The organism is Streptomyces sp. NPDC030165, from assembly GCF_055573595.1.
The window spans coordinates 11252-25507 of record NZ_JBVIBD010000038.1 but is presented as its reverse complement, the minus strand read 5'-3'; the positions used below and the strand labels follow the sequence as shown (position 1 = coordinate 25507).

The window sequence follows — 14256 nt, the reverse complement described above, 5'->3', positions numbered from 1 at the left end:
GCGGGGAACGCTACCGGTAGTCCGCTATCCGGACGTACCGGGACGCTCGCTCCTCCTCCCCGTCCGGAGCAGGCCCGCTCACCCCGACTCCCTGATCACCAGCCTCGCCGCCGTGACCACCGGGGACAGCTCGTCCCCGAGAGCCTCCGCTTCCGCCCCCAGCCGCCGCAGCAACAACCGCGCCATCAAACGGCCCATCTCCTCCACGTCCTGCCGCACCGTGGTCAGCGGCGGGTCCGTCCACGCCGCGGGGTCCAGGTCGTCGTAGCCCACCACGCCCACGTCCTCCGGCACCCGGCGGCCGTGGGCCCGCAGGGTGCGCAGCGCGCCGGAGGCCATCAGGTCGGAGCAGACGAAGACACCGTCCAGATCCGGTGCGGCGGCCAGCAGTTGGGCCATCGCGCGTTCGCCGCCCTGGGCGGTGAAGCCGCCGTCGGCGATCAGCCGCGGGTCGGGTGCGGCGGGGGCCAGCGCGTCGCGGTAGCCGTCCAGGCGGTCCTGGGCGGAGGTCTGGTCGAGCGGCCCGGTGATCACGGCGATCCGGCGGCGTCCGCGGTCCCGGAGGTGGCGTACGGCCTGCCGGGCGCCGTCGCGGTTGTCGGTGTCGACGTACAGCGGGCGCGGCGCGTGGCCGTCGGCCGCCCAGCCGGGACGGCCGCCGTAGACGGTGGGCAGGCCGGACGCCTCGGCCATCGCGGGCAGTGGGTCGTCCCGGTGCAGCGAGAACATCAGTACGCCGTCGGCGTGTCCGGCGGACAGGTAGCGGCCGACGCGGTCGCAGTCGGCGCGGGTCTCCTGGAGGAGGAGCAGCAGCTGGATGTCGGCGGCCGACAACTCGCGGCTGATACCGCGCAGTTGGCGGCCGAAGAACGGGTCGGCGAAGACCCGGGCCTCCGGTTCGGCGATCACCACGGCGACCGCGCCGGTGCGGCGGGTCACCAGGGAGCGGGCCGCGCTGTTCGGTACGTAGCCCAGGTCGGTGACGGCGCGCCGGACCCGTTCCCGTACCTCGCCGCGGACCCCGGCGCCGCCGTTGACCACGCGGGAGACCGTGGCGCGTGAGACGCCGGCCCGTGCGGCGACCGCCTCCAGCGTCGGACGCCCGCCCTTCGATGTACCCACCATTCAACTCCCGGTGTCGAAAACGGGCCAACCCGTTGGTCCACGCCAAGCCTTGACGGCCCGGCAGGAAGTCGGCACTGTGTGCCCCTACACGGCATGAGAGCGCTCTCAATCCTCTCAGGCCGCGTGTGCACACGGAACTCCTCACCGCCCCCACCCCGCCGAGGAGCGTATGTCATGGACACGAAAATACCTGTACGGAAGCGGACCCGGGCCAGAACCACGGCACTGCTCGGCTCACTCGGCGCCGCCTTCGCCCTCGTCCTCGCCTGGCCACCCGCCCTGCCCGCCGCTTCGGCCGGCCAGCCGGCGGCCGCGTACCAGCAGGTCTGGCGCACCGACTTCAACGGCGCCGCGGGCTCCCGCCCGTCCGCCGCCGACTGGATCACCGACACCGGTACGAGCTACCCGGGCGGCCCCGCCAACTGGGGCACCGGCGAACGCCAGACCTACACCGACCGCCCCGAGAACCTGCAACTCGACGGCGCGGGCCACCTGAAGATCACCGCACTCAAGAACGGCGCCACCTGGACCTCCGGCCGCATCGAGACCCGCCGCACCGACTTCGCCGCCCCGGCCAAGGGCAAGCTGCGGATCGAGGCACGCGTCAAGATGCCGGACATCTCCGGCGACGCGGCGCTCGGCTACTGGCCGGCGTTCTGGACACTCGGCGCCGCGTTCCGCGGCAACTACTGGAACTGGCCCGGCATCGGCGAGTTCGACATCATGGAGAACGTCAACGGCGCCAATCGCGTCTGGGGCGTCCTGCACTGCGGCGTCAACCCCGGCGGCCCCTGCAACGAGACGCAGGGCCGCGGCAATTCCCGCGTCTGCCCCGGCGCCACCTGCCAGGCCGGATTCCACACGTACGCCATCGAACTGGACCGCACCGGCCCCACCGAGTACCTGCACTGGTCCGTCGACGGACAGCGTTTCCACACCGTCAGCTCGGCCGACATGGACGCCGGCACCTGGGCCAGGGCGACCCACCACGGCCACTTCATCCTGCTCAACCTCGCGATGGGCGGCGCCTTCCCGGACGCCGTCGCGGGCCGCGCCACCCCCACCGACAAGACACGCCCCGGCGCCTTTCTCCTCGTCGACCACGTGTCCGTCTCCGTACAGCAAGGAGCCACCGCATGATCTCCCGTCGTACCCTGCTCGGCGGCCTCGCCGCGACGGCCGCCGCCGGAGCCGGCGCGGGCCTGCTCGCCCGTACCGCCGGGGCCGCCACGGCCGGCGGCACGGCGGCCGCCGGACTGCCGCTGCACGTCGTCAACCGGACCGGCCGCTACGCCGACAACGCCGTCTGGATCTACATCGTCGGCAACACCGGAGGCCAGCAGGTACGGGTCACCGCGAACGGCGACATCAAGCCCATCGCCCTCTCCGACAACCGCCCGGACGGCTTCACCGATTACGCCCTACCGCTCACCGCCAACGGCAACACCACCCTGCGCGTCCCGCGGATGTCCGGGCGCATCTACGTGGCCTGTGGCACCAAGCTCAAGTTCAAGGCGGTGAAGGACGGCAACGGCAAACCCGCGCTGGCCTACCCCGCGGGCTGGGTGTCCGGCGACCCCAACTACCCGATCGTGCACGACTGCGCGGAGTTCACGTACGACGGGGCCGGCATGCACTGCAACACCACGTCGGTCGACATGTTCAGCGTCCCGATGTCCATCCGCCTCGTCGGCGCCCGCGACCAGACGGCCGGGGCGCTCAAGGCCGGTGCCCGCTCCCGCATCTTCTCCGAGATCGGCCGTACGCCGGGTTTCGGCAAGCTCGTCGTCGGCGACAAGCGCGTCATCGCCCCCAGCCACGGCCTGGACAGCGGGCTGTTCGACCGGAACTACCTCGCGCCGTACATCGACCGCGCCTGGAACGCGTACACGTCCAAGGACCTGAAGGTCACCACCAACGCCGGCACCTTCACCGGCCGGGTCAGCGGCGGCCAGTTCACCTTCAGAGGCCCCGCCCAGTTCTCCATCGCCAAGCCCTCCACCCGCGACGTGCTCTTCTGCCACGGCGCCCTGCAAGCCCCCAACGACGGACTGCGCGGCCCGGTCGCCGCTGTCCTCGGCGCCGCCCTCAACCGCGCCACCCTCGCCGACCACGCGGCCCAGCCCACCACCAACGCGGGCACCTTCTACAAGGGCCAGCTCGCCAACCACTACGCGCGCGTCCTGCACGCCGAGGCCGCCGACGGCAAGGCGTACGGCTTCGCCTTCGACGACGTGGCCGATTTCGCCTCGTACATCGAGGACGGAGCGCCCCGCGAGATGACACTCACGCTGACGGCCTTCTGAGCCGCCGCGCCACACGACGAGGGGCCACGGCACCGCTGCCGTGGCCCCTCAGCCGTCCGCGTCCCGCGTTAACCGCCGTACGCCCCGCTCGCCGTCAGCCGCAGCGCCGTGTCGATCAGCGGGACGTGGCTGAACGCCTGCGGGAAGTTGCCCACCTGGCGCTGGAGCTTGGAGTCCCACTCCTCGGCCAGCAGGCCCAGGTCGTTGCGGAGCGAGAGGAGCTTTTCGAACAGGATGCGGGCCTCCTCGACCCGGCCGATCATCGCCAGGTCGTCGGCCAGCCAGAACGAGCACGCCAGGAACGCACCCTCGTCGCCCTCCAGGCCGTCCACGCCCGCGTCCTCGCCCGAGGTCGGGTAGCGCAGGATGAAGCCGTCCTCGGTGCCCAGCTCGCGCTGGATGGCCTCGATGGTGCCGATCACCCGCTTGTCGTCCGGCGGCAGGAAGCCCATCTGCGGGATCAGCAGCAGCGAGGCGTCCAGCTCCTTGGAGCCGTAGGACTGCGTGAAGGTGTTGCGCTCCGGGTCGTAGCCCTTCGCGCAGACCTCCCGGTGAATCGTCTCGCGCAGCTGCCGCCAGCGGTCCAGCGGGCCGTCCACGTCACCGGACTCGACCAGCTTGATCGTGCGGTCCACCGCGACCCAGGTCATCACCTTGGAGTGCACGAAGTGGCGGCGCGGGCCGCGCACCTCCCAGATGCCCTCGTCCGGCTCGTCCCAGTGCTTCTCCACCCACTGGATCAGCTTGAGCTGGAGCAGCGAGGCGTAGTCGTTGCGGGCCAGACCGGTGTTGTGCGCCAGGTGCAGCGCCTCGGTGACCTCGCCGTACACGTCGAGCTGGAGCTGCCCGGCGGCGCCGTTGCCGACCCGGACGGGCTGCGAGTTCTCGTACCCGGTCAGCCAGGTCAGCTCGTTCTCGCCCAGCTCCCGCTCGCCCGCGATCCCGTACATGATCTGCAGGTTCTCCGGGTCGCCGGCCACCGCGCGCAGCAGCCACTCGCGCCAGGCGCGGGCCTCCTCGCGGTAGCCGGTGCGCAGCAGCGAGGACAGGGTGATCGCCGCGTCGCGCAGCCACGTGAAACGGTAGTCCCAGTTGCGCGAGCCGCCGATGTCCTCGGGCAGCGAGGTGGTGGGCGCCGCGACGATGCCGCCGGTGGGCGCGTACGTGAGCGCCTTGAGCGTGATCAGCGAGCGCACCACCGCGTCCCGGTACGGGCCGTGGTACGTGCAGTGGTCCACCCACTCGCGCCAGAAGTCCTCGGTCGCCTCCAGCGCCGCCTCCGGCTCCGGCACCCCCGGCGGGCGGCTGTGCGAGGGCTGCCAGCTGATGGTGAAGGCGATCCGCTCGCCCGGGCCGACCGTGAAGTCCGCGTACGTCGTCAGGTCCCGGCCGTAGGTCTCGGCGTCCGTGTCCAGCCACACCGAGTCGGGCCCGGCGACGGCGACGGTGCGCTCGTCGACCTTGTGGACCCACGGCACGACCCAGCCGTACGAGAACCGCATGCGCAGCGCCGAGCGCATCGGCACCCGTCCGCTGACGCCCTCCACGATACGGACGAGCTGCGGTGCCGCGCCCTCGCGTGGCGGCATGAAGTCGATGACCCGAACGGTGCCGCGCGGGGTGTCCCACTCGGACTCCAGGACGAGCGAGTCGCCCCGGTAGCGGCGGCGGTCGGCGGGCAGCGGCCCGCCCTCGGGGCTGTGCGCGGGCCCCAGCCGCCAGAAACCGTTCTCTTCCGTGCCCAGCAGTCCTGCGAAGACCGCGGGTGAGTCGAAGCGGGGCAGGCACAGCCAATCCACCGTGCCGTCCCGGCACACAAGAGCGGCGGTCTGCATATCGCCGATGAGTGCGTAGTCCTCGATGCGCCCGGCCACGTGCATCTCCCGTCGAACTGGAGTGACGCCCCCCATGGGACGTGTGATCTTGTCCGTCCTGCCCATGAAACTCCGCCGAGCGGCGAGTCCGGAAATCGGGCGGGGGTGGTGCCTTGCCGGACAGCTCGTGGCGAGTGTCCGAGCAGGATACGACGCACGGCAGTGATCTGCTCGCCGCTGCGGGAAGACGGCACTGCGCCGAACGGGTGGCCTGGGTCACGCGGGGTGCCGCGCGGCCCGCGGGAGACGGCCGTACGTGTGCGCCGCGAGCGTGGCCGGGCGCGACCATGCCCGGTCGCTGATAGCCTGGTACCCCGTGGACCGGTGGGCCCGGCGCAAGTCACACGGCACCCCCGACCGCAGCGAAGGCACCCCTGACAACCGCAGGGCGTGGCTGATTCGCACCTCTTCACCACGCGACCACGGGAGCCCCCTCTTGGCCATGCCGCCCAAATCCTCGACGACCAAGCACCTCTTCGTCACCGGGGGTGTCGCCTCCTCGCTCGGCAAGGGCCTCACCGCCTCCAGCCTGGGCGCGCTGCTCAAGGCGCGGGGCCTGCGGGTCACGATGCAAAAGCTCGACCCGTACCTGAACGTCGACCCCGGCACGATGAACCCGTTCCAGCACGGTGAGGTCTTCGTCACCAACGACGGGGCCGAGACCGACCTGGACATCGGCCACTACGAGCGCTTCCTGGACGTCGACCTCGACGGCTCCGCGAACGTCACCACCGGCCAGGTCTACAACACCGTGATCGCCAAGGAGCGGCGCGGCGAGTACCTGGGCGACACCGTGCAGGTCATCCCGCACATCACCAACGAGATCAAGCACCGCATCCGCCGGCTGGCCCACGAGGACGTCGACGTCGTCATCACCGAGGTCGGCGGCACGGTCGGCGACATCGAGTCGCTGCCGTTCCTGGAGACCGTCCGCCAGGTCCGCCACGAGGTCGGCCGCGACAACGTCTTCGTCGTGCACATCTCGCTGCTGCCCTACATCGGCCCCTCCGGTGAGCTGAAGACCAAGCCGACCCAGCACTCGGTCGCGGCGCTGCGCAACATCGGCATCCAGCCGGATGCCATCGTGCTGCGCGCCGACCGTGAGGTGCCCACCGCCATCAAGCGCAAGATCTCGCTGATGTGCGACGTGGACGAGGCCGCCGTCATCGCCTGCCCGGACGCCCCCTCCATCTACGACATCCCCAAGGTCGTGCACGCCGAGGGCCTGGACGCCTACGTCGTGCGCAAGCTGGACCTGCCGTTCCGCGACGTGGACTGGACCGTCTGGGCCGACCTGCTGGACCGGGTGCACAACCCCGACCACGAGGTGAAGGTCGCGCTGGTCGGCAAGTACATCGACCTGCCCGACGCCTACCTGTCGGTCACCGAGGCGCTGCGCGCCGGCGGCTTCGCCAACAAGGCCCGCGTGAAGATCAAGTGGGTCACCTCCGACGACTGCAAGACGCCGGCCGGCGCCAAGCAGCAGCTCGCCGACTGCGACGCGGTCTGCATCCCCGGCGGCTTCGGCGACCGCGGCGTGGACGGCAAGGTCGGCGCCATCACCTACGCCCGCGAGAACAAGCTCCCGCTGCTCGGCCTGTGCCTGGGCCTGCAGTGCGTGGTCATCGAGGCGGCCCGCAACCTGGCCGGCATCGAAGGCGCCAACTCCACCGAGTTCGACCCGGCCGCCGCCGACCCGGTCATCTCCACCATGGCCGAGCAGATGGACATCGTCGCCGGCGAAGGCGACATGGGCGGCACCATGCGGCTGGGCATGTACCCGGCCAAGCTGGCCGAAGGGTCGATCGTGCGCGAGGTCTACGACGACCAGCCGTACGTCGAGGAGCGCCACCGCCACCGCTACGAGGTCAACAACGCCTACCGCGGCGAGCTGGAGAAGAAGGCCGGCCTGCTGTTCTCCGGCACCTCCCCGGACAACAAGCTGGTCGAGTACGTCGAATACCCGCGCGAGGTGCACCCCTACCTGGTCGCCACCCAGGCGCACCCGGAGCTGCGCTCCCGCCCGACCCGCCCGCACCCGCTCTTCGCCGGCCTGGTGAAGGCGGCCGTCGAGCGCAAGACCGGCGCGGCGGCCGGCGCCAAGAAGAGCGCCAAGGCCTGACCCCGAGGGCGGCCGGCCCCCTCGTGAGGCACGTGGGGGACCGGCCGCCGACGGGTACGGTTGACCGGGGCACCTGGCCTTTCACGGCCGGGCGCCCCGGTCGACTGTTTTGCGGAAGGACGTACATGGCCATCCAGGACACCCCGGAAGCGTGGCGGGTCACCGCGACCGCGACGCCGTTCACCGGCAAGAAGACCAGCATGCGCACGGACGAGGTCGTCATGCCGGACGGCTCCACGGCCACCCGCGACTACCAGGTCCACCCCGGATCGGTGGCCGTCCTCGCGCTCGACGAGGAGGACCGGGTGCTGGTCCTGCGCCAGTACCGCCACCCCGTACGGCACAAGCTCTGGGAGATCCCGGCCGGACTGCTGGACGTCCCCGGCGAGAACCCGCTGCACGCCGCCCAGCGCGAGCTGTACGAGGAGGCCCACGTCAAGGCCGAGGACTGGCGGGTGCTGACGGACGTCTACACCACGCCCGGCGGCTGCGACGAAGCCGTACGGATCTTCCTGGCCCGTGACCTGTCCGAGGCCGAGGGGGAGCGCTTCGAGGTCTCCGAGGAAGAGGCCGACATGGAGCTGGCGCGGGTGCCGGCCGCCGAACTGGTCCACGGCGCGCTCGCCGGCGAACTGCACAACAACTGCCTGGTGGTGGGCGTGCTCGCGCTGGCCGCCGCCCGCGCGGGGGAGGGCCTGGACGCGCTGCGCCCGGCCGACGCGCCGTGGCCGGCCCGCCCGTTCGAGGCCTGAGCACCGCCGCTCCGCCCCCTCACGGCCCCCTCACGACCCCGCGGTCCGATGATGTGCTGATCCGGACGGGTGACTCAACCGTCGCGCTCCACAGGGCGTGTGACGGGTCGTGAACTACGCTCGACGGCGTGCCCGTACGCGACCGCGGCGGGCTCGTAAGCGCAGGTGGACGGGAGCGTGACCCGTGGCGGATCAGGCGGTGGGCGGGGGAGGTGTCCCGCCGGGGAAGGCGGGCGGACCCGCGACGGCGGCACGGCAGCGGCCGGGACCGGACCCGGATTCCACGGCCGTGGAGCCTGCCACCGACCGCGCCACCCCCGGCCGGGGGACGGACGGGCACACCGCCGCGGCCGGCCCCGGCAGCCGCAGGACCCCGGCCCGCCGGACCGTTCCGCCCGCCGCCACCACGGCCGGCGGCTTCATCGGCCGCCGCCGCGAACTGAAGGCCCTCCGCGCCGACATCGCCCGTACGGGCCTGGACACCCTCTCCGGCCGCCGGGGCGCCCGCAGCCGTGTCCTGCTGATCGCCGGGCGCCCCGGCTCCGGCCGCAGCGCCCTCGCCGCCGAACTCGCCCGGCAACTCGCCGACGAATACCCCGACGGAGTACTGCGCGCCACCCTGAGCACCCCGGGCGGCGGCCCCGTACCCCTCGACCTCGTCGCCCGCGACCTGCTCACCGCCCTCGGCGCCCCCGTCCAGCCCGGCGCCGCCGAGGACGAGCTGACCGAGGCGCTGCGCGCCGCCCTCGCCGAGCGCCGCGCCCTGCTCCTGCTGGACGACGCGGCCGGCGCCGAACAGGTCGAACCCCTGCTGCCGGACGCCGCCGGCTGCCTCGTCGTCGCGGTCTCCGAGGGCCCGCTCACCGGCATCACCGACGTACGGCCCTGCACCCTGGGCGGCCTGGACAACGCGTCCGCCGTCGAACTGCTCAGCCGGTACGCGGGCCCCACCCGTATCACCGTCGATCCGCGCTCCGCCGACGCCGTCGCCGAGGAGTGCGGCGGCCGCCCCGCCGCGCTCGTCCTGGTGGGCGGCTGGCTCGCCGGGCACCCCAAGAACTCCGTCGCCGACCTCCTCCAGGCGCTGCGGGACGTACCGGAACCGGCCGGCGAACCGGCCGGCGGCCGCCCCCTGGCCCGCGCCTTCCACCTCGTCTACGACACCCTGCCGTCCGTCGCCGCCCGCACCCTGCGGCTGATCACCCTCGCCCCGGCCGGGCTGGTGGACGCGCACATCGCCTCCGCCCTCGCCGGCTGCTCGGTCGCCGCGGCCGAGTCGGCACTGCAGGACTTCGCCGCCCGGGGACTGCTGCGGCCGGTCGAGAGCGCGGAGCCGCAGCCGACGGGCCCCGGGGCGCCGGCCGCCGGGAGCGCCGGCCTCCAGGCGCAGTACCGGATGCCCGGCTGCCTGGTCCAGCTCGTACGGGCCGCGATGCACGAGAAGGAGCGGCCCGCCGAGATCCAGCTCGCCCGGGCCCGGATGCTGGAGCGCACCGTACGGCTCCTCCAGTCGTGCCGGGCGCTCGGCGAACCCGCCGGATCACCGGCCCGGCAGAAGGTGGCCGGCCTGCCGCGCTCGCTGCGCTTCGCCTCCACCGCCTCCGCCGCCGCCTGGCTGCGCAGCCGCCGGCCCGCCCTCCTGGAGGCGGCCCGCATCGCCGTCGAGGAAGGCGAGCTGGACACCCTGGACCGGCGGCTGATGGCCGCGATCGTCCGCACGCTCATCGCCCACCAGGGCGCCGAGGCCGCCGCACTCGACCTGTACGGGCTGCACGGCCTGGTCCTGGAGGTCGCCGAACGGCGCGGCCTGGCGCGGGAGCGGGCCGCGGCGCTGCTCAACCTCGGTGACCTGGACGCGCAGGCCGGGCGGACCGCGGACGCGATGGCCCGCTACCGGGGCGCGCTGACCGCGGCGCGCGAGGTCCGGGACCCCATCGCGACGGTACGGGCACTGGAGTCGCTGGGCGGTACGTACACGGAGCTGGGGGACTGGCAGCGGGCCGCCGACTGGTACGGGCGGGCGCTGGAACTGCGGCTGACCCGCGGCGAGAACGCGGACGGGGCGCGGCTGCACGGCCGGATCGGCGCGGTGCTGACGTACGCGGCGCGGTGGGGCGAGGCGCTCAAGGAGTGGCGGGCCGCCTATGGGGCGTACCGCAGGCTCGGTGACGTGGCGGGCCAGGCCCGCGCGCTCGGCGAGGCGGCGCGGGTGCAGGAGTACGCGGGCCGCCCCGAGGAGTCGCTGCGGACCTGCACCGCGGCCCTCTCGCTGGCCGCCGAGGCCAAGGACGGACGGCTGGAGGCGGCGCTGCAGCTGCGGATCGCGGACACCCTCGACCGGCTCGGCGACGCCGCCGCCGCAAGGCTGCACCGGGGTATAGGGGAACGACTCCTCTCAGATCACCCACAGTGACCTACGAAATCGGTGGTGCTCCTCTCAGTAATAGATGCTTTGCAAGGCTAGACAACACAGAATCCTTCAATAGACTGGCCAGGCCGCGGACACCGCGGTCAGTCCCGGCATGCCTCGCATGCATGGATTTTTCCTGCAAGCTCTCTTACAAGGACCGTGATCGACGTGAAGGTCGGCATCCCCCGCGAGGTCAAGAACAACGAGTTCCGGGTGGCGATCACGCCCGCCGGTGTGCACGAGCTGGTCCGCCACGGCCACCAGGTCGTCATCGAGAAGGACGCCGGCCTCGGCTCCGCGATCCCGAACGAGGAGTACGTCTCGGCCGGCGCCGAGATCCTCGACACCGCCGACGAGGTCTGGGCCACCGCGGACCTGCTGCTGAAGGTCAAGGAGCCGATCGCGGAGGAGTACCACCGCCTCCGCAAGGACCAGACCCTCTTCACCTATCTGCACCTGGCCGCCTCCCGCGAGTGCACCGACGCCCTCCTGGAGTCCGGCACCACCGCCATCGCCTACGAGACGGTGGAGACCCCGGGCCGCCAGCTGCCGCTGCTCGCCCCGATGTCCGAGGTCGCGGGCCGCATCGCCCCCCAGGTCGGTGCCTACCACCTGATGCGCCAGGCCGGCGGCCGCGGCGTGCTGCCGGGCGGCGTACCGGGCGTGGCCGCGGGCAAGGCCGTCGTCATCGGCGGCGGTGTCTCCGGCTGGAACGCCGTGCAGATCGCCGTGGGCCTCGGCTTCCACGTCACCCTGCTCGACAAGGACATCAACAAGCTGCGCGAGGCGGACCGGATCTTCGGCACCAAGGTGCAGACGATCGTCTCCAACGCCTACGAGCTGGAGAAGGCCGTCGTCGAGGCCGACCTCGTCGTCGGCGCGGTCCTCATCCCGGGTGCCAAGGCCCCGAAGCTGGTCACCAACGAGCTGGTCGCCAAGATGAAGCCCGGAAGTGTCCTTGTCGACATCGCCATCGACCAGGGCGGCTGCTTCGAGGACTCCCGTCCCACCACCCACGCCGAGCCGACCTTCCAGGTCCACAACTCGGTCTTCTACTGCGTGGCCAACATGCCGGGCGCGGTGCCCAGCACCTCCACCTACGCCCTGACCAACGCCACGCTGCCCTACATCGTGTCGCTGGCCAACAACGGCTGGGTCGAGGCGCTGCGCCGCGACGCCGCCCTGGCCAAGGGGCTGAACACCCACGACGGCAAGGTCGTCTACGGCCCGGTCGCCGAGGCACACGGCCTGGAGGCCACCGACCTGGCCACGCTTCTCGGCTGAGGCGTCAATAGCGCGCGTCAATGACGCACTGCCGGCCGGGCCTTGTCCACAAGGCCCGGCCGCGGCCGTTCACCGACACGCCGCACGCCCGGAACCGCACCGGCGGACCCCAACTCGCCGAGAACGTAACCCTTTAACCGATTCGCACACCCTCGAAACCTTGGTCTTGTGCGGCTTGCACCCTTGACATCGGCATGTTCGATTGCCGACACATCGGGCCGGGTCCGGCGGATTGTGTTGCTGCGAACGCCCGACACGCCATAGAGTCGCCAACCGTCGGCATAGTGCCACGCTGACCTATCGATAAGTTTCCTGGTCACATCCAAGGAGGTAAGACGACTTGTGAATGAGTCGACATTTACTCCCGGAGGTGGTCGACCAGGAGCGGTTGCACGGGGCCAGGGTCCCTCGGGGCTCCAGGCTGTCGGCTCCGTCGCTGTCCACACCTTCGCGACCCAACAGAGCCCCACGACGACAGCCCACCAGAGCATGGACGGCCATCACGTGAACGCCATGGCCGGCGACCGGGGCGGCTCAGATCCCACCCGGCTCGCCGACTACGACGACCTGCCCGAAGGGCACTTCTACGATCCGGACGCGGAGTACGAACCGGACCCCGAATACGCGGCCACGCTCGCACCGGACGCCGCCCGCCAGCGCCGCGAACGCGTCGGCCCGACCGGGCGCCCCCTTCCCTACTTCCCGATTCCAGGACCGTTGACGGACCACGGCCCCGCCAAAATCATCGCGATGTGCAACCAGAAAGGCGGGGTGGGCAAGACCACCTCGACCATCAACCTGGGCGCCGCACTCGCCGAATACGGCCGACGGGTGCTGCTCGTCGACTTCGACCCGCAGGGCGCGCTGTCCGTCGGGCTCGGAGTCAACCCGATGGAACTGGACCTGACGGTCTACAACCTGCTCATGGAGCGGGGCATGTCGGCCGACGAGGTACTGCTGAAGACCGCGGTCCCCAACATGGACCTGCTGCCCAGCAATATCGATTTGTCAGCCGCCGAGGTCCAGCTGGTCAGCGAGGTCGCGCGCGAGTCGACGCTCCAGCGCGCCCTGAAGCCGCTGATGGCCGACTACGACTACATCGTCATCGACTGCCAGCCCTCCCTCGGTCTGCTGACCGTCAACGCGCTGACGGCGGCTCACAAGGTGATCGTCCCGCTGGAGTGCGAATTCTTCGCGCTGCGCGGTGTGGCGCTGCTCACCGAGACGATCGAGAAGGTCCAGGAACGGCTCAACCCCGACCTGGAGCTCGACGGCATCCTGGCGACCATGTACGACTCGCGGACCGTGCACAGCCGCGAGGTCCTCGCACGCGTCGTGGAAGCCTTCGACGACCACGTCTACCACACCGTCATCGGTCGTACCGTGCGCTTCCCCGAGACCACCGTCGCGGGCGAACCCATCACCACGTACGCGTCCAACTCCGTCGGCGCCGCCGCCTACCGTCAACTGGCCAGGGAGGTGCTCGCCCGGTGTCACGCCGAGTGAGTCTGCCCGGAGCCGACGAATTGTTCCGCACGACCGGGGGGTCGGGGCTGCAGTCCCCGGCGCCCCGCAAGACCAACGGGCCGGCCGCGGCCAACGGCGCCTCCCCTGTCAACGGGGAGACGCCGCGTGTTCCCTCGCCTGGCGGTGAGCCGGAGCCGGGGGCGGTACCCGGGCCGGGGGCCGGCTCGGGGGCGGGCTCGGGCTCGGGCGAGGAAACGGCCCCGCGGCAGCGGCGAGCCGAACCGGAGACCGGTACGGGCGGGGCGGCGCCGGCCGAACACGGGGGGCGTGGACGCGGCACGGAAACGCAGCCGGCGGCCGGCGGAGCCCAGGAGAGCGGCACCTCCCGACGCCGTGGACGTGGCGCGAACCGGCGGCCCAGCGGCCGCGAACGGCACGACGAGAAGATCACGGTCTACGTCTCCGCCGAAGAGCTGATGGACCTCGAACACGCCCGCCTCGTTCTGCGGGGCGAGCACGGTCTCGCCGTCGATCGTGGGCGCATTGTCCGCGAGGCGGTGGCGGTGGTTCTGGCGGATCTGGAGTCCCGGGGGGATGCGAGTATTTTGGTGCGGCGGTTGCGGGGCCGCTGACGCGGCGGGTGGCCTGGTTCGTGGGTGCGCGCCGGTGGGTGGGCCGGCCCTCTGCGCTTCGCGCGAGGGTTTGCGCTGTCGCGCGGATCGCATTTGTTTGTGCGGGGGCGGGGGCGCGCAGGGGGCCAACTCTCCCCCAGCCTTCGGCCGGGGGGACCCCCACGGCACCGTTGAGTCCCACTAGTGCGATTCGGTGGCCGGGAACCCGGCTGCCTGCGGGGATGGCCCCCTACACACCCCCTCGGGCCGGTTTGGCGAGTCCGGGACAGCTGGGGGGAGTCTGT

General features: G+C 71.9%; 10 protein-coding genes. 8 read left to right on the top strand and 2 right to left on the bottom strand.

The features are described 5' to 3' along the window. Positions 1-78: 78 nt before the first annotated feature. On the bottom strand, positions 79-1122 hold the full coding sequence (locus tag ACZ4Z1_RS39460) for a LacI family DNA-binding transcriptional regulator (protein ID WP_468491520.1): 1044 nt from the start codon (positions 1120-1122) through the stop codon (positions 79-81). Between the two features lie 177 nt (positions 1123-1299). Here ACZ4Z1_RS39460 and ACZ4Z1_RS39455 point away from each other — a divergent pair, with 177 nt between their 5' ends. Further along, the gene (locus ACZ4Z1_RS39455; protein ID WP_468491519.1) at positions 1300-2265 is read left to right on the top strand and encodes a glycoside hydrolase family 16 protein; all 966 of its coding nucleotides are present in this window, start codon (positions 1300-1302) and stop codon (positions 2263-2265) included. Beyond that, positions 2262-3431: a beta-1,3-glucanase family protein gene (locus tag ACZ4Z1_RS39450; RefSeq protein ID WP_468491518.1), complete on the top strand. Its 1170-nt coding sequence runs from the start codon at positions 2262-2264 to the stop codon at positions 3429-3431. Before ACZ4Z1_RS39455 ends, ACZ4Z1_RS39450 begins: the two co-directional genes overlap by 4 nt. 68 nt (positions 3432-3499) lie before the next feature. Here the strand turns inward: ACZ4Z1_RS39450 and ACZ4Z1_RS39445 are convergent, their stop codons facing one another. Beyond that, positions 3500-5311: a glycoside hydrolase family 15 protein gene (locus ACZ4Z1_RS39445; protein WP_468491543.1), complete on the bottom strand. Its 1812-nt coding sequence runs from the start codon at positions 5309-5311 to the stop codon at positions 3500-3502. Between the two features lie 436 nt (positions 5312-5747). On the opposite strand from ACZ4Z1_RS39445, the gene ACZ4Z1_RS39440 reads away from it, so the two are divergent. From ACZ4Z1_RS39440 to ACZ4Z1_RS39415, 6 genes are all read left to right on the top strand, one after another. Then, complete coding sequence (locus tag ACZ4Z1_RS39440; protein ID WP_468491517.1) at positions 5748-7427, top strand: CTP synthase; 1680 nt, start codon at positions 5748-5750, stop codon at positions 7425-7427. Positions 7428-7552: 125 nt separating this feature from the next. Then, positions 7553-8179 (top strand): NUDIX domain-containing protein, encoded by a 627-nt coding sequence (locus ACZ4Z1_RS39435; RefSeq protein ID WP_468491516.1) that lies wholly within the window; start codon positions 7553-7555, stop codon positions 8177-8179. Positions 8180-8468: 289 nt separating this feature from the next. After that, positions 8469-10592: a tetratricopeptide repeat protein gene (locus tag ACZ4Z1_RS39430; protein WP_468491515.1), complete on the top strand. Its 2124-nt coding sequence runs from the start codon at positions 8469-8471 to the stop codon at positions 10590-10592. 165 nt (positions 10593-10757) lie between these two features. Then, a complete protein-coding gene (gene ald / locus ACZ4Z1_RS39425; protein ID WP_468491542.1) occupies positions 10758-11873 on the top strand; it encodes an alanine dehydrogenase in 1116 nt (371 codons plus the stop codon). 489 nt (positions 11874-12362) lie between these two features. Then, entirely contained in the window at positions 12363-13379 is a 1017-nt protein-coding gene (locus ACZ4Z1_RS39420; protein ID WP_030019435.1) for a ParA family protein, read from the top strand. After that, complete coding sequence (locus tag ACZ4Z1_RS39415; protein ID WP_468491514.1) at positions 13376-13972, top strand: hypothetical protein; 597 nt, start codon at positions 13376-13378, stop codon at positions 13970-13972. The genes ACZ4Z1_RS39420 and ACZ4Z1_RS39415 overlap by 4 nt, the downstream gene beginning before the upstream one ends. Positions 13973-14256: the final 284 nt, after the last annotated feature.